We start from the raw sequence: 14688 nt of genomic DNA, 5'->3' as shown, positions 1-14688 counted from the left end.
TGTCATACCGACCTCTCGCGAGACAAGTTCGTAATTTGCAGACCTGTCGAATCTGCTAGTCGGCTTTGCGCTGCACGGCCTCTACACACGCGGCTTCCCGTCGTGCCAGCATCGCCCCCTGCCATCACCTTCACCGCGGCCTGCGTGTCCGCATCCGCTACGCTCGGGTGCCCACTGTTGAAGGGCGGCGCCGGGTCGTATTCCAACATCAGTTGCAGCCTCTTGGCCACATCCTCACCGCGCAGCAGATCCAGCAATACGAAAGCAAAGTCAAGCCCCGAGGTCACGCCGGCGCCGGTGACGCGATTGCGATCAATCACCACGCGTTGCGGCGTGACAAGCACAGGAAACATCCGCAGGAAGTCGAGCGACAGCCAATGGCAGGTGGCCTTGTAGCCATCGAGCAACCCGGCCGCCGCCAGGAGCAACGAGCCAGTGCAGACCGAGGTGACCCATTGCGCGCCAGGTGCCTGCCGGCGCAAGAAGTCCAGAAGTTCGTCGTCGCCCATCAGATCGTTTTGACCTGGCCCCCCAGGCACAACGATCACGTCCAACTGCGGCGCCTCGGAGAACGACATGGTTGGCGTGACGAGCAGGCCGGTGTCGCATTTCACTGGCTGGCGGCTTTTCCAGACCAAGTGGCAGACGCTGTCGGGCGTACGCGCCAGCACCTCAAAGGGTCCGAGCGCATCCAGCGAGGTCATGCCCTCGAACACGAGCACGCCGATCTGTAGGGAAGTTTTGGAGTTCATAGCATGGAGCCTGCACTCAGGCGTTGGTGAGAAGTCGTTGCGGTATGCCCACTGTGCACGTGAAACCCCTACCGCGCTCTACATGGCCAGACATGGTGGCCGTTGTTGTTGGTGTTTATCGGATCGTCGGTTCCGCCGCAGGCGTCAGCACCTGACGTACAGACGGCTGCGAAGGCCGACGCCACGATCCCGCCAGGCTGCCCACGATACCGCCGCGGAAAGCCAGCACCACCACGCAGAACACCAGGCCCTGCGCAACGGTCACCCAATCCTGTAGCTCAGACATATAGGTCTGCATACTGATGAGCGCAAGCGCGCCAACGATGGGGCCAACGATGGTCCCGAGGCCACCTACGAGAGTCATCAACAGCAATTCGCCCGACATATGCCAGCCCACGTCGGTCAACGTGGCGATCTGTACCGCAATGGCCTTAGTGGCGCCGGCCAAACCGGTGATGGCAGCGGAGAACACAAACACCGAGAGCTTGATGCGGTTGGCGTTGTAGCCCAGCGAGACAGCGCGCGGTTCGCTGTCGCGCACGGCGGCCACGATGCGGCCGTAAGGTGAATGCACCAGTCGCGCGACCATGAGCAAGGCCGCACCGCATACCAGCAGCACGAAGAAATAGACCGACAGATCGCTCTTCAAGTCCCAGACGCCGAAAGCCATGCCGCGCGGGATATCTTGGATGCCATCTTCGCCATGCGTGAAAGGCGCCTGCAAGCAAAAAAAGTAGACCATTTGCGCCAGGGCCAGCGTCGACATCGCGAAGTAAATGCCCTGCAGACGAATGGCAAGCAGCCCCACCACGGCCCCCAGAGCCGTGGCCACCAGTGTGGCCCCTAGGATGGCCAGTTCTGGCGTAACGCCCCAGACCTTGGCCAGGTATCCGGCCACGTAAGCCGCGAAGCCGAAGAACATGGCGTGGCCGAACGACAGCACGCCCATGTAACCCAGCAGCAGGTTGACTGCACTGGCGGCCACCGCGAAGCACAGCACCTTGACCAGAAACACTGGGTACAGCACGAACGGCACCGTGGCCAGCGCCGCCAGCGCCAATGCCAGGAACGCCCAGCGGAACGGGGCTCTCCATTGAGGCATCCGGCGCGGCTTGCTGTCGAGCGCGGTGCTGGCGTGCTGCGCGATAGCGCCCTTGCCGAACAGACCCGCCGGCTTGATGAGCAGCACCGCCGCCATGATGATGAAAACCACGGTGTCCGAAAGCGGTGGGTAGTAGTAGCGCACCAAGCCCTCTGTCAGGCCCAGCAAGTAACCAGTGACAATGGCACCCTTGATCGAGCCCATGCCGCCGATTACTACCACTGCAAAGATAACTACGATGAGGTTGGAGCCCATGGTCGGGCTGACGTTGTAGATAGGCGCGGCAAACACGCCGGCCAGCCCCGCCAAGCCCACGCCGAACCCGTAAACCAGCGTGACCATGCGCGGCACGTTGATGCCGAAGCTGCGCACAAGATCGGGCCGCTCAATGGCGGCGCGCAGGTAAGCCCCGAGCCGGGTCTTCTCGATGAGATACCAGGTGGCCAGACAGATCAACAGCGAAGCAAACAGCGCCCAGAGCCGGTAGTAGGGCAGGTAGCCCAGACCTGTGCGCAAGCCACCCGGCATGGGGTTGGCGTAAGGCAGCCCGGCGGACCCGAAAGCCTTGCGATACAGACCCTCCACGATGAGCGTGATGCCAAAGGTCAGCAGCAGCCCATAGACATGGTCCAGGTGGTAGAGCCGGCGCACGAACAAGCGCTCCAACACGACACCCGAAAGGCCCACGATCAAAGGCGCAAGCAATAGCGCCCACCCGTACGGAATACCTGCCCACTGCAGCAGCATCCAGGCCGTGAACGCGCCCATCATGTACTGCGCGCCATGCGCAAAGTTCACCACGTTGAGCAAGCCGAAGATGATGGCAAGGCCCAGGCTCATCATGGCATAGAAGGAGCCGTTGATCAGGCCCAGCAACAGCTGACCGAACAGCGCGGGAGAAAGCAGTCCCAACGATTCAAGCATGTCCCATCCCCAAATAAGCCTCGACGCGGCCAGTGTCGCGCTGCATGTCTTCACGCGTCAGCATGTCGACCACGCGGCCGGTTTCCATGACGTAGTGCCGGTCGGCCAGTTCTGCGGCGAAGCGCAGGTTCTGCTCCACCAGCAAGATGGTGAAGCCGCGGCGCTTGAGTTCCAGCACGGTGCGCGCTATGAGTTTGACGATTACGGGTGCCAAGCCCTCGCTAGGTTCATCCAAAAGAAGGGTCTTCGCCCCGGTCCGCAGAATGCGGCCTATAGCCAGCATTTGCTGCTCGCCGCCCGAGAGCTTGGTGCCCTGACTGGCGCTGCGCTCGCGAAGGTTGGGGAAAAGCGCGTACACCTCGTCCAGCGAGAGCCCGCCATCGCGCAGCACGGGCGGCAGCAGGAGGTTTTCGCGCACGCTCAGCTGCGAAAAGATGCCGCGCTCCTCGGGGCAGTAAGCCATGCCGAGTTTGGCGATCTGCTCGGGAGGGCAACGCACGATGGGCTGGCCTTCGAAAGTGATGCTGCCTGTCTTCTCGGCGATGAAACCCATCAGGCACTTGAGCGTGGTCGATTTGCCTGCGCCGTTGCGGCCCAACAGCGTCACGACCTCGCCGCGCAGTAAATGGAACTGCACGTCGTCGAGCACTTGGTTGCCCGCGTAGCCTGCGCTGAGCTTGCGCACGTCGAGGAGGGCCTGTGTGTCGTGGATGTCGTGCATATTCAGTGTCCGATGTAGGCCTCGAGCACGCGCGGGTCGGCAGCCACCTCCGCATAGCTTCCCTCTGCCAGCACCTCTCCCGCGACATAACACGGTGACGGTATCGGACAGCCGCTCGACCACCTTGAGGTTGTGCTCCACCATCACGATGGTCCGCGCGCCGGCTTGCGCGGCGATGAGGTCAGTGACGCGCGCCACGTCTTCCGTGCCCAGGCCGGCCATCGGTTCGTCCAACAGCGCGAGCTCCGGCTCCAGTGCGAAGGTCGTCGCCAGCTCAAGCGCGCGCTTGCGGCCGTACGGCAGTTCGCCCGCGAGGGTATCGGCCCAATCGCTGAGGCCGAACTGGTGCAGCAGCCCATGGACTTTGTCGTCCAAGGCGCTCAGGCATGAGGTAGAGCGCCAGAACACCTTTTGCAAGCCCGATAGCCGCTGCAGCGGCACGCAGACGTTCTGCGCCACCGTGAGATGCGGAAACACCGCGGAAATCTGGAACGAGCGCACCACGCCGAGGCGCGCCAACATCGCGGGCGGCATTCGCGTGACGTCCGCGCCGCGGTAGACGATGCTGCCCGCATCTGGCTCCAGGAAGCGTGTGAGCAGATTGAACAGCGTACTCTTGCCAGCGCCGTTGGGGCCGATCACGGAATGCACAGTGTTGTGCTTCACGGTAAGGTCCACGTTCTTGACAGCCGTGAAGCCCGAAAAGCTACGCGTGAGGCCGCGCGCAACGAGAACGGTCGATCCACCGATGGCGGACTGCATCACTTCGCCTTGGCGGCCACGACCAGCGGGCAGTCGCTCTGCGCCAGAGGGATGTAGGCCTCGCTCGCAGGAATGACGGCGGAGATCTTGTAGTAGTCCCATGCGGCTTTGGATTCAGTCTTGGACTTCACCGTGACCAGGAGGAAGTCGTGCGCCGAATTTGCCATCGTCACGCAATGTGGCGTTTTTCGCGTACATGTCGTTCACCGGCGTCTTGCGCATCTGCGCGGCCACCGCATCGGTCGCATCGGTCTTGATGGCGAGCACGGACTTGAGGTAGTGCGTAGTGGCGGAGTACATGCCAGCTTGCGACTCGGTGGGCATGGCCTTGTGCCGCTCGAAGAATCGGCGCGCGAACGCGCGCGTGTCGTCGTTGCGATCCCAGTACCAAGCGGAGGTGCCGGACAGGCCCTGCATCACATCGATACCGGCCGCGTGAACATCGGTGATTGACAGCAACAGCGAGACGGGGCGCTGCTTGCCGTCCTGCATGCCGAACTCCTTCCATTGCTTCATCGAGTTCACCAACTGCGCGCCGGCATTGGCAAAGGCGACGACCTTCGCACTGGATGCCTGGGCCTGCAGTAGAAAGGAGCTGTAGTCCGAGGTGCCCATGGGATGGAAGACCTCGCCCACGACCTTACCGCCGCTGGCGTTAACGAAATTCTTGGCTTCCTGCACCATGTTCTTGCCGAATGCGAAATCGGCCGCCACGAAGTACCAGCTGTCGTGCCCGGCCTTGGTCAGGGTGCGGGCGGGACCGGAGACCAGCGCGTAGGAGTCGTGCACCCATGAGAAGCCTGTCTTGGCACACTGCTTGCCGGTCAGTTCGGTCGTGCCAACGATGCCGTACAGCGCAATCTTGTTCTTTTCCTTGATGACGGACTGTACGCCCAGCGCCACTGCAGAATTGGCGATGTCGAGCACGGCATCCACCTTGTCCACGTCAAACCAGCGCTTGACGATGGTCAGCCCTACGTCGGGCTTGTTTTGATGGTCGGCGACCAGCACTTCGACCTTCGTGTCGCCAAGCTGTGCCTTCATGTCCTCCACGGCCATGCGCACCGCAAGCGCGGAACCCGGGCCAGTCAGCGCGGCGTAGGGACCGGACTGGTCGTTGATGACCCCCAAGCGGACGACGCCGTCCGAGATCTGTGCAAAGGATGGCAGCGCTGTGAGCAATGCGGCCGCGAGGGTGCAGGTACGGAGTGTCATGGGGCTTCCTTCGAGATGTGGGTTCGAGATCAGGGAATAGTGGCGAGCCGGCGCGCGGCCTGTGCAATCTGCGGTTCAGCCACGTCCCGCAGCCATGCCGCCGGCACCGCACGCGCCCGTGCGACGCGATCGGCCCCGGCCTTTTCCGGTGAGCCGCTGTCCAGCGGTGGCTGAGGGTCGTACTCGAGGCCCAACTGAATCATTCGCGCTGCTTCTTCCCGGCCAGTTCGGTGGCCAAGGTAAAAGCGAAATCGATGCCAGAGGTCACCCCGGCGCCTGAAAGGCGGTTACGGTCACGCACCACGCGCGCAGCCACAGGCTCGGCGCCGAACTGCGTCAGGTAATGCCGCCACATCCAGTGGCAGGTTGACCGGTAACCCTGCAGCAGCCCCGCCGCGCCCAGCAGCAGTGAGCCGTTGCAGACAGATGTGACGTAGCGCGCGCTGGCGCCCTGCTGGCGCAGGAAGGCCAGCGTCTCTGCATCATTGATCTGCCCGACAACGCCCATACCACCAGGCACGCACAGCACGTCCAGGGGCGGGCAATCCGCAAAGCTGGTGGTCGGGTTGAGGCTGAAGCCCACGTCTGTCTTCAGGGGTTCGAGCGTCTTCCACGCCAGGTGGACCCGGGCACCCGGCACGCGGCTGAGCACCTGCGCAGGGCCGGTGAGGTCGAGCTGCGTGACATCGGGGAAGACCAGAAATCCAATTTGCAGAGGGTTTGTCATGAATCTGTTGTAGGCGTCGTGTTGATGGCGAATTGTTGGAGCCGTCAGCTTTGGCGTAAATGACAAAACGCAGGCTAATATCCGCCAAATGTCTGACCCGCTGAACGTTGCGATCCTGACCTTTCCGGGCTGCCAAGTGCTGGACGTGACGGGTCCGGCGATGGTGTTCGAGGCGGGCAACGACGCGCTGGGCAAGGCCCACTACAAGGTGCACATCCTTTCGGCCGACGGCGGAACCGTGCAGACCAGCAGCGCCGTGGCCATGGTGACCCGGCCGGTCCAGGAGCTGCCCGCCAGTGAGGTCGACACCTTGCTGATCGCCGGCGGCGATGATTCGGGCCTGCAGCAGTTAGTGGCCATCGATGCCGTGCGCAGATGGGCCGTCAAGGCAAGCAGGAGCGCGCGCCGCTACGGTTCCATCTGCACCGGCACCTTCGCGCTGGCACATTTCGGCCTGCTAGAGGGAAAGCGCGTGGCCACCCATTGGTCGGCCTGTGGCAACCTTGCCGAGCGCTGCCCTGGGGTATCCGTTGACACCAACGCGCTGTTCGTCAACGATGGGCGCCTGTGGACCTCCGCTGGCGTTACCACGGGCATCGATATGAGCCTGGAAATGGTGGCCGCAGACCTGGGCAATGCCGTCGCCCACGTGATCGCCAAGCGCTTGGTGCTTTATGCGCGCCGGCCCGGCTACCAATCGCAGTTCAGTCCGGTGCTGACAGCGCAGTCGCATGCCGATGCACCCTTCGCAGCTCTGATCGACTGGATGCGCGAGAACCTCACGCAGCAGCTGGACGTGCCGCGCCTGGCCGAGAGAGTGGCAATGTCCGAGCGCACCTTTTTACGCCGCTTCACCAAAAGTACGGGCGAGACGCCCGCGCATTTCGTCGAGACGCTGCGGCTGGACCAGACACGCAACCTGCTCGCGGCCGGCATGTCACTGAAAGAGATCGCGGCGCGCACAGGCTACCTCACGGGCGCACAGCTGTCCAAAGCCTTCGAGCGGCGCTTCGGCATGACACCGCTGCTGTTCCGCGAACTGCATTGCCGCACGCAAGCGGCGTCGCGGCCGGATGGCAAAAGTACGAACTACGCGCAGGATCCCGCGGCACAAGGAGTGCTGGCAAGCCAGCGTGTTGTCTGAAGGTGTCCACCAATAGTGCCTTTCTCAATTGGGTAGGTGGAGGGCCCCGATGCTTCAACGTGGGAGGCAAATGACCAGGAGCTTGCTCACGAAGGCTGCTCGCTGGCTCTAAAAGCTTGTCCAAAGATGGGCGTGGGCGGAGCATTGAGATCTTCCGACGGATCGATGTAGAGGGACTGGGCAAAGGGCTTGAAGCCCTGGTGCAGCGGGTGCGACGGCCGCGCGACCGGCTACAGTCGGCCAGATGCCGACCTTCGCTGCGACCCCTCAGTTTCAAAGCTCATATCCAACTCCATTCGGTGCCTCTCCCGGGATAAGGCGGCCTCTCAGGCAAAAGTGCTTGCCCTGAAGTTTGCAAAGTCCAGCGGAATGTAAGGTTCGCTCCTGGACATCCAGCCTGACCGTGTGCTGAGCGAGCGCGAGGGAAAGACACCGAGCATGGGTCCGCCGTCCTCACGTCGTTACACACGGGCGCCGAGCTCGACAGTCCGACGGTCTTGCTTGTGGACCTAAGCGCTCAGAGGGTCGCGTTCAACGCATGAGGCGGCAGGCAGAATGCGGCCGAAAGTGGTCGGTCGCTAGCTCGGCCAAACTGGCTCGCTGCGACACTCGCACTTCTGAGAATGCCAACCGAGCCAAAATGTACGAGCTGCGACCTTAGGCTCTCCATCGGCGGCTACTTCACCAGTCCTAAGGACGACTTGAGCGATAGAAGTCTCGTTCCTTGTGGAGCGTGCGGGACGCAACACTCGGTCAAGCATGGGTACACTGCCAAGCAATTGCAGTTCTGGTAGCCATCAACAAGTTCCATTGCCGCATTGCTCAGGACTCCACCTGATCGCGAAGCTGATCGAAACTCAAGATCCGCCCGGCGAGCGCACTCGCGGCAACAGTCGATGGACTCCCTAACCAAAGCGCGCCAGGCCCTGAGCGCCCGGGGAAATTGCGATTGATCGCGCTGATGGTGATCTGCTCGGCCCGCTCGGATGCACCGGGCCCCGCATTGATGCAAGCACCACAACCCGGATCGACAAGCTGGACCCCGAGGTCCTTGAACAACTGTACGAACCCTGCTTGCTCACTTCGACGCCTAACGTCCTGGCTGCCGAACTGTAGGAAGAACTGAACCCCGGATGCGATCCGCAGTCCGCGCTCGACGCCCCAAGCGAGTACTTCGTGATAAGCCGCGATGTCCTCGAACTTGCCGCCGGTGCAAGATCCACCATAGGCAATGTCCACCGGGACGGCGGCCTCCAGAGAAGAGACTGGAACGCCCTGACCTGGGTCTCCAGGCAGTGCAACCATCGGCGTGAGGCTGGAACAGTCGACGACGATCTCGTGGGCATACAGTGCCTCTGCATCGCTGTGCATCCAATCTTCCAAGACAAAATCCACGCCCCGGCGCTCGCGCAGAAATCTCACCGTCTCATCGTCCGGGGCGATCAGGCCGGTCATTCCGCCGATCTCGGCCACCATGTTGGTCAGCGTCGCTCGGGCATCGGTGGTCATGTGCAACACGGCCTCTCCGCAGTACTCGAAGACTAGGCCGACAAGAGCGCCGCTCTTGATCTCGTCGAGCTGCAGCAAATGCAGGACGACATCCTTGGCATCGACGTGGGCGTTGAGGCGACCGTCGAGCCTGACGCGGCATACTTTGGGCGTGGCTACTCTTACGTCGCCGGTGATCCAGGCATTGGCCATCTCAGTCGCTCCGACGCCGAACGCGAACGCGCCGAGCGCTCCACAGTGCGGCGTGTGCGAGTCGGTGCCAATTGCCACTTGTCCCGGCAAGACGTAGCGCTCGGTCATGATCGAGTGGCAGATACCTTCGGCGCCGCTGCGGCCCGGGGCGTGGTGGTGAAGCTGTACGCCATAGCGCTCGCAGAATTTGTGCTGCATGACGCCCATGGCCATCGCGGAGTCGAGCAGTCCCATTGCTCGTTTTTCGGCCGACATCGTCTGCGGCACGTAGACGAGATGGTCAGCGAAGCATTTGATGGACGAGACATCGTGCAGCTGCACTCGGGAGCCCATGGCCTTCTCCATGAACGCAGCACACATGCCTGTCACGTAGTCATGGGAGTAGCGCCAGTCGACGCGAAAGGAAATGAATTTGCTGACTGGCTTCAGCACCCGCCGAAGCGCTGAGCGCTGAACGTGCCATGATTTTTTCGACAAAGCTCATGGGCTTCATTGGGAGTTCGGCTCGGGTAATTCAATCTGGCCGTTCTGACGCGCTTTGGTGAAATTGAAGAGCCCTCCACGCCAGAGGATTTCGGTCGTGACCGAGTCGAGGCCTTCGACGAGCTCGGCAACAGGGATTTCTTCTCCTGCCTGAATGCGATCGATCAGTGCAAAGTCATTTGAGGTGTAGATCCCTAGGTTGTGGCAGTTCTGACGGTAGATGCGCTCAAACTTTTTTGCGATCACAAGGCGGATTCCTGCCACGCGCTCCGCGTAAGGACTTGCCTCTCGCGAGGATCCTTTTCCATAGCGGGCGCCGGCGACTGTGACCGTGAAGCCACCGCGTTTCACGTCATCGGCCTGAACCGGTCGCCTGCCGCCGCACGTCAATCCGACGTAGGGGTAGCGTCCCAAGGTTTCGTCGACGTAGAAGCACGTCCAGCCCGGCGTGATTTCATCGGTCGACACATCGTCGCGCAGCTTCCCGGCCTCTGCGAGGCGGAGATCTTCGCCTTGGAGCTGCCGCTCGATAAGGTGGGGATCCTCAGCCAGGAAGAGGATTCGGCCGGAGAAATTTATCTTTTCCATGTGTTCCCGATCTGACTATTCGACAAGCCTCACGTTGGCGTCACGGACGATACCTTCGCGCTGTTTCCTCTCGGACTTCATTCGCTCGGCGAAGACCTTGGGCGATCCTCCTGTGGGTGTGAGGCCCAGTTCCGAGAGTTTGCTGCTGACAATTGGACGCTTCATCGCCTCGTTGAAAGCTTCATTCAGCTTGGCCACAACCGCCGGCGGCGTACTGGCAGGTGCCATCAAGCTGTAGCTGACGAGCATGTCTGTGCCTTTGAGGGTCTGCCCGATTGGAGATAGCTGCGGTAGCGGTGCATAGGGCTGCGTCGACGCCACCCCGATCAGCTTGATTCGACCCGCGCTCAACATAGGTTGCGCGGTTGAAACCAGGGTGATGAGCGAATCGATCTGCTTGCCGGCTAAGTCGCCAAGGGCCGCGCCCGCACCCCGGTATGGCACATGATTCAACGGCGCCTTGGTAGCTTTGCTGATGAGCTCTCCGAGCAGATGATGGTCGGTGCCGATCCCAGGAGTCCCGAAGCTGAGCGGCTTAGGGCTCGATCTAGCCCACGCAAGAAAGCTGGGGAAATCGTTCGCTGGCGATTCATTGTTGATGGCGATCACCAGCGGGGCCTCGGCGAGATGCACCACTGGAGTCAGGGCAGATATTGCTTCTTCAGCTTTCTTCCCGTACAGCGCTGGGTTGATGGCGTACAAGCTGTCTGTTGCGAGAAGTAGGGTGTATCCATCTGCAGGTGCCTTCGCTACCAGGCTCGTGCCGACCAAGCCGCCAGCCCCCGACCGGTTGTCTACGATGATGGATTGCTTGAGCAACTCCCCGACGACGTTCCCTAGCACACGTGCGAGGATGTCGGCGCTTCCTCCCGTCGCAAAGGGCACGACGAGCGTGATCGGCTTTGCGGGATAGGTCTCTTCCGCCGGTGCAGGCATTGCAACTGCCGCCAAGCTGCAAGCAAGTGAGCCGACAGCGATGACCTTTAAAGGAACTGGCATTTTTGTCTCCGTCTTTCTGTGGGAGAGACAACTCTAGATTGCCCTACAGGCCGGGAGATGGCATTTCGTGCATAGTGTTTTCCGAAAGGGAAAATTCATGCGATCAGACTTCGACCCGTACACGCTTCGCCTTTTTCTTTCTGTGTGCGAGGAGGGAAGCATCGTCAGGTGCGCAGACCGTGAGGCTACTGTGGCGTCTGCAGTCAGCAAGCGAATGGCTTCGCTGGAAAGCCAGGTTGGACTTACCCTGTTGCGCCGCGGCGCTCGAGGAATGGAGGCAACGGAAGCCGGCCAAGCGCTCGCACGGCACGCCCGGGAGGTGCTAGGCAGCATGGAGCGAATGCGCACCGCAATGTCCGACCTGGCTCATGGCGGCGAAGGAAGCGTGACCATCCTCTCCGGCCTAGCGCCCCTTTCTAGCAGCCTGCCTCAGGACATCGTCACCGTGCTTCAACAACACCAGTCACTCAAGATTCGACTGAAGCAGGCTGCGTCCACCGAAATGGTACGTCTTGTGCGCGAGGGGAGCGCTGACCTAGGCATCTGCTGGGATGCTGCCGACCTTTCCGAACTGGAGGCAATTCCCTATCGCGAAGACCATGCCTGCGTGGTGGTGCAGAACCGTCATCCACTCTCGCGGCGAAGCTCAGTCGCGTTCAGCGAGACCTTGGACTATGAGCACATTAGCGCAATGCCAGGCAGCATGATGGAAATCATGCTACGCCGGTATGCTGCGGTAACAGGCAAGAGCATTGCCGCCCACATCGAGGTGCAAAGCTTCGAGGCAGTGGTGCGCATTGCGGCGGCCGGGTTCGGGGTCGCAATCTTGACTGCGGAGGTCGCGGAGCCATTCGCGAGGGATCTTCCTGTCAAGCTCATACCTCTTTCGGATCAGTGGGCGCGGCGACGCTTCGTCATTTGCTTTCGAAAGGAGCCTTATGTATCTCGCGCTGCACTGCTGGTGGCAGAAGCGTTGCGGCAGCGGCTCACCGAGTAAGCGGCTTTATCGAATGCTAGGGTCACTGCGAGTCTTCTGGCCGCTCGCGCGGACGTCGCATTAGAGCCGAAAGTTTCGCTGGCGACCGCCCACGGCTGCAGCTCGTCTATGCGGTTGATGGGAGATCGGCGATGCGCTCGAGCACGTGGCGTAGGTAGGCCTGTGGGTCAATACTGGCGAGCTTGGCCGAGCTTATCAAGGTGTAGATCACCACAGCGCTGATCCCGCCGTTGTCCGAGCCGAGGTGCAGCAATTTCTTGCGTCCGATCGCGACGTCGCGCAGCGCGCTCTGCGGCGTTGTTGTGGGCCTCGACTCGACCCTCGGTCACGAAGCGCGTCAGCGCCATCCAGTTGCTCAGCAAGTAAGGGCCCGAAGCAGCTGTAAGGCGTGCTCTGAACCGAACATTCAGCGAGCGTCCGCTTTCGAGAACCTCGTATGTCGGCTATGGGCCCGTATGCGACACTCGAGCCACCGATCGTACTGCCCGAGACCGGACACTCGTGACAGTCAGCTGCTGCCGACTGAGGATACCGCCCAAGAACTCCGCAGTGTTGCATCTGGAATTGGCGCGTGCATCAATCTGGCCCGGGCAGGCCCGAGATGGCGGCCGGGCCGCGCTGCACGATAGGCGTGTCCTCGCGATGCGCCAGCACCCAGCGGGCGATCTCGTCCTTGCGCGCGAACCACACGTCCGGCTTGGAACGCGCGTAGGTGAAGAACCGATCCAGCACCCGGATGCGGTTGGCGTGTCCGTTAATGCGGTCGTGGAATCCCACAAGCATCATGCGCCGCCCATTCGCGCCTTCTTCGTAGAGCTGGTCGAATTCGTTTTCAACGCCTGCTCGTAGGCGATCGGGTTGTAGCCCTCGAACGGGTAGGCCGAGATGTCGTTCAGGTGGAACGTATACGGCACCGTCACGAAGTCCTTGCCGTTGACCGGAATGATGAACGGCTCATCACGGCTCGGCTCGTCGATGTGATACACGAAGCCGAGTTCCTGCAGCGTCTCGAGGATGTGCACCGAGTTGCGCAAGAAGAACGCGTTCCAGCCCACCGGCTGCTGGCCCGTGACCTTGTGGATGATCTCGGCCGATTCCGCGATGAAGCGCTTCTCGTCGCTGCGCGAGAGGTTGTACGAATTGCTCCAGGTGGGCCCGTGAGCGGCCGCCTCGTGGCCGCGGCGCACGATCTCCTGGGCCAAGTCGGGGGCGTTCTTTATGGCCTCGCCGATCATGAACGACGACACCTTGATGCGGTGCTTGTCGAACAGGTCCAGCGCGCGCGGGATGCCTTCATAGCGGCCATAGGCGAAGAAGGCGTTGGTCGGCAGGTCGGGCACGCCTTTGTCGATCGGAATCGGGATCGGCCCCGCGGCACCCGAGATGGGCTGGCCGCCGCCCTCGAACATCATCGAGACGCTCACCGCCAGGCGAGCACCGTTCGGCCAGAGGCCCTTACCGCCGCGGGAGGCGGCCGGTGTCGCGCCGTCGGGCGCGCGGCCCGCGGGCGTGCCGGCGGACTGCGCGTGCGCATCGCCCAGCAGCGCGCCCGTGGCGATCGCGCCGGCCACGGCGCCGCCGGCCTGGGCCAGGAAGGAGCGGCGGCCCGTTCGCAACCCGTCGGCGCCGCGTAAGGAAAGATCGAATTCGGTCATGTCGTGCCCCTCGTCGGTGATTCAGGAAACGCTGGCGACCAGGTTCTCGCCGCCGGCCACCTCGAGCACGGTGCCGGTCACGTACGGATTGGTCATGAGGAAGACTGCGGCATGGCCCACGTCCTCAGGCTTTCCCGCGCGCCGCGCGGGGAAGGTCTCTTCCACCTTCTTGCGCAGGCCGTCGCGATGTTCGGCCGGCAGGAAGGCCCACATGTCGGTGTCGATGAAGCCGGGGCGAATCGTGTTCACGCGGGTGGGTGCGAGCTCGATCGCGAGCGAGCCCGACAGCGCCTCCACCGCGGCGAACGCCGATGTGACGGCGGTGAAGCCGACCTTCGGCCGCACGGCCATGCCGCCGGTCAGGAATGTGATCGTGCCGCCGGCGTTCAGGTGCGGCGAGCCATGGCGGGCGCAGGCCCAGCTGCCCAGGTACTTGCCCTCCATGTAGCTGCGCGCGCCGCTCATGTCCGCGTCCATGAACGCGCCCCAGGTGCCGAGATCGGGCGCGGCGGTGACGACCAGGTGGTCGAACACGCCGATGGCGTCGAACGCCGCTCTCACGCTCGACTCGTCGCGGATATCCAGGCTCACCTGCTGGAAGCCGGCGAGATCCGGACGCTCCTGCGGCGACGAGAGGCGGCGGCTGGCGACGACTGCCGTCGCGCCCGCTGCCCGCGCGGCCTGCGCCACGCCGAAGCCGATGCCGGACTTGCCGCCGACGACGACGACCGTCTTACCTGCCAGGGAGGTGGATACGGCGGGTGCCGCGGCTTGCGGGTGGGTTGTTGAAGTCATGTTGAATTCCTTGGTTCGCTGATCACGGGGTAAGCCGGCGCCGCGGCGTCGGCCTTCACGGGTGCAATGCCATCCAGAGGCATTGCAGTCATGCTAATTAGCTTCCAAGTCGGTGATAATCTG

The 14688-nt window shown here is 62.4% G+C and carries 11 protein-coding genes and 4 pseudogenes; 2 read left to right on the top strand and 13 right to left on the bottom strand.

The features are described from left to right. Nucleotides 1-2: 2 nt before the first annotated feature. The 7 genes and pseudogenes from ACHMXE_RS07355 to ACHMXE_RS07325 form a co-directional block, all read right to left on the bottom strand. Nucleotides 3-752 (bottom strand): DJ-1/PfpI family protein, encoded by a 750-nt coding sequence (locus tag ACHMXE_RS07355; protein WP_395345181.1) that lies wholly within the window; start codon nt 750-752, stop codon nt 3-5. Nucleotides 753-867: 115 nt separating this feature from the next. Beyond that, on the bottom strand, nt 868-2778 hold the full coding sequence (locus tag ACHMXE_RS07350) for an ABC transporter permease (RefSeq protein WP_203208062.1): 1911 nt from the start codon (nt 2776-2778) through the stop codon (nt 868-870). Then, nucleotides 2771-3499 carry an ABC transporter ATP-binding protein gene (locus ACHMXE_RS07345; RefSeq protein ID WP_203208063.1) on the bottom strand — a complete coding sequence of 243 codons (729 nt, stop codon included), beginning with the start codon at nt 3497-3499 and terminating at the stop codon, nt 2771-2773. Before ACHMXE_RS07345 ends, ACHMXE_RS07350 begins: the two co-directional genes overlap by 8 nt. 2 nt (nt 3500-3501) lie before the next feature. Then, nucleotides 3502-4261: pseudogene (locus tag ACHMXE_RS07340) on the bottom strand (ABC transporter ATP-binding protein). Next, nucleotides 4261-4392 (bottom strand): hypothetical protein, encoded by a 132-nt coding sequence (locus ACHMXE_RS07335; protein WP_395345179.1) that lies wholly within the window; start codon nt 4390-4392, stop codon nt 4261-4263. The pseudogene ACHMXE_RS07340 and the gene ACHMXE_RS07335 overlap by 1 nt, the downstream one beginning before the upstream one ends. Then, nucleotides 4376-5476 carry an ABC transporter substrate-binding protein gene (locus ACHMXE_RS07330; protein ID WP_395345177.1) on the bottom strand — a complete coding sequence of 367 codons (1101 nt, stop codon included), beginning with the start codon at nt 5474-5476 and terminating at the stop codon, nt 4376-4378. The genes ACHMXE_RS07335 and ACHMXE_RS07330 overlap by 17 nt, the downstream gene beginning before the upstream one ends. A gap of 29 nt (nt 5477-5505) precedes the next feature. Continuing rightward, nucleotides 5506-6203, bottom strand: a pseudogene (locus ACHMXE_RS07325) (DJ-1/PfpI family protein). A gap of 88 nt (nt 6204-6291) precedes the next feature. On the opposite strand from ACHMXE_RS07325, the gene ACHMXE_RS07320 reads away from it, so the two are divergent. After that, nucleotides 6292-7347, top strand: coding sequence for a GlxA family transcriptional regulator (locus ACHMXE_RS07320; RefSeq protein WP_203208067.1), 1056 nt, complete (start codon nt 6292-6294; stop codon nt 7345-7347). Between the two features lie 822 nt (nt 7348-8169). On the opposite strand, the gene ACHMXE_RS07315 is transcribed toward ACHMXE_RS07320, so the two are convergent. The 3 genes from ACHMXE_RS07315 to ACHMXE_RS07305 are packed head-to-tail and all read right to left on the bottom strand — an operon-like array spanning nt 8170 to nt 11118. Beyond that, nucleotides 8170-9480 carry an aconitase family protein gene (locus ACHMXE_RS07315; RefSeq protein WP_395345174.1) on the bottom strand — a complete coding sequence of 437 codons (1311 nt, stop codon included), beginning with the start codon at nt 9478-9480 and terminating at the stop codon, nt 8170-8172. 57 nt (nt 9481-9537) lie between these two features. Continuing rightward, the gene (locus tag ACHMXE_RS07310; RefSeq protein ID WP_395345172.1) at nt 9538-10119 is read right to left on the bottom strand and encodes a hypothetical protein; all 582 of its coding nucleotides are present in this window, start codon (nt 10117-10119) and stop codon (nt 9538-9540) included. A 15-nt stretch (nt 10120-10134) separates the two neighbouring features. After that, nucleotides 10135-11118, bottom strand: coding sequence for a tripartite tricarboxylate transporter substrate binding protein (locus tag ACHMXE_RS07305; protein WP_203208069.1), 984 nt, complete (start codon nt 11116-11118; stop codon nt 10135-10137). 97 nt (nt 11119-11215) lie between these two features. Between ACHMXE_RS07305 and ACHMXE_RS07300 the strand changes: the two genes are divergently transcribed. Continuing rightward, nucleotides 11216-12115: a LysR family transcriptional regulator gene (locus ACHMXE_RS07300; RefSeq protein WP_203208070.1), complete on the top strand. Its 900-nt coding sequence runs from the start codon at nt 11216-11218 to the stop codon at nt 12113-12115. An 89-nt stretch (nt 12116-12204) separates the two neighbouring features. On the opposite strand, the pseudogene ACHMXE_RS07295 reads toward ACHMXE_RS07300, so the two are convergent. The 3 genes and pseudogenes from ACHMXE_RS07295 to ACHMXE_RS07285 all read right to left on the bottom strand — a co-directional run. Beyond that, nucleotides 12205-12480 (bottom strand): annotated as a pseudogene (locus ACHMXE_RS07295) (transposase domain-containing protein); the annotation flags it as partial. A gap of 211 nt (nt 12481-12691) precedes the next feature. Continuing rightward, nucleotides 12692-13770, bottom strand: a pseudogene (locus tag ACHMXE_RS07290) (polysaccharide deacetylase family protein). 21 nt (nt 13771-13791) lie between these two features. Then, nucleotides 13792-14565 carry an SDR family oxidoreductase gene (locus tag ACHMXE_RS07285; RefSeq protein WP_203208072.1) on the bottom strand — a complete coding sequence of 258 codons (774 nt, stop codon included), beginning with the start codon at nt 14563-14565 and terminating at the stop codon, nt 13792-13794. Between the last annotated feature and the right edge of the window lie 123 nt (nt 14566-14688).

The sequence above is a fragment of the Variovorax sp. UC122_21 genome, assembly GCF_044056785.1.
GTDB lineage: Bacteria > Pseudomonadota > Gammaproteobacteria > Burkholderiales > Burkholderiaceae_C > Variovorax.
This window is presented reverse-complemented; position numbering and strand designations above follow the sequence as displayed.

Coding starts and splice junctions, on each gene's coding strand:
- ACHMXE_RS07355 (WP_395345181.1), bottom strand. CDS start 752: ATGAACTCCAAAACTTCCCTACAGATCGGCGTGCTCGTGTTCGAGGGC.
- ACHMXE_RS07350 (WP_203208062.1), bottom strand. CDS start 2,778: ATGCTTGAATCGTTGGGACTGCTTTCTCCCGCGCTGTTCGGTCAGCTG.
- ACHMXE_RS07345 (WP_203208063.1), bottom strand. CDS start 3,499: ATGCACGACATCCACGACACACAGGCCCTCCTCGACGTGCGCAAGCTC.
- ACHMXE_RS07330 (WP_395345177.1), bottom strand. CDS start 5,476: ATGACACTCCGTACCTGCACCCTCGCGGCCGCATTGCTCACAGCGCTG.
- ACHMXE_RS07320 (WP_203208067.1), top strand. CDS start 6,292: ATGTCTGACCCGCTGAACGTTGCGATCCTGACCTTTCCGGGCTGCCAA.
- ACHMXE_RS07310 (WP_395345172.1), bottom strand. CDS start 10,119: ATGGAAAAGATAAATTTCTCCGGCCGAATCCTCTTCCTGGCTGAGGAT.
- ACHMXE_RS07305 (WP_203208069.1), bottom strand. CDS start 11,118: ATGCCAGTTCCTTTAAAGGTCATCGCTGTCGGCTCACTTGCTTGCAGC.
- ACHMXE_RS07300 (WP_203208070.1), top strand. CDS start 11,216: ATGCGATCAGACTTCGACCCGTACACGCTTCGCCTTTTTCTTTCTGTG.
- ACHMXE_RS07285 (WP_203208072.1), bottom strand. CDS start 14,565: ATGACTTCAACAACCCACCCGCAAGCCGCGGCACCCGCCGTATCCACC.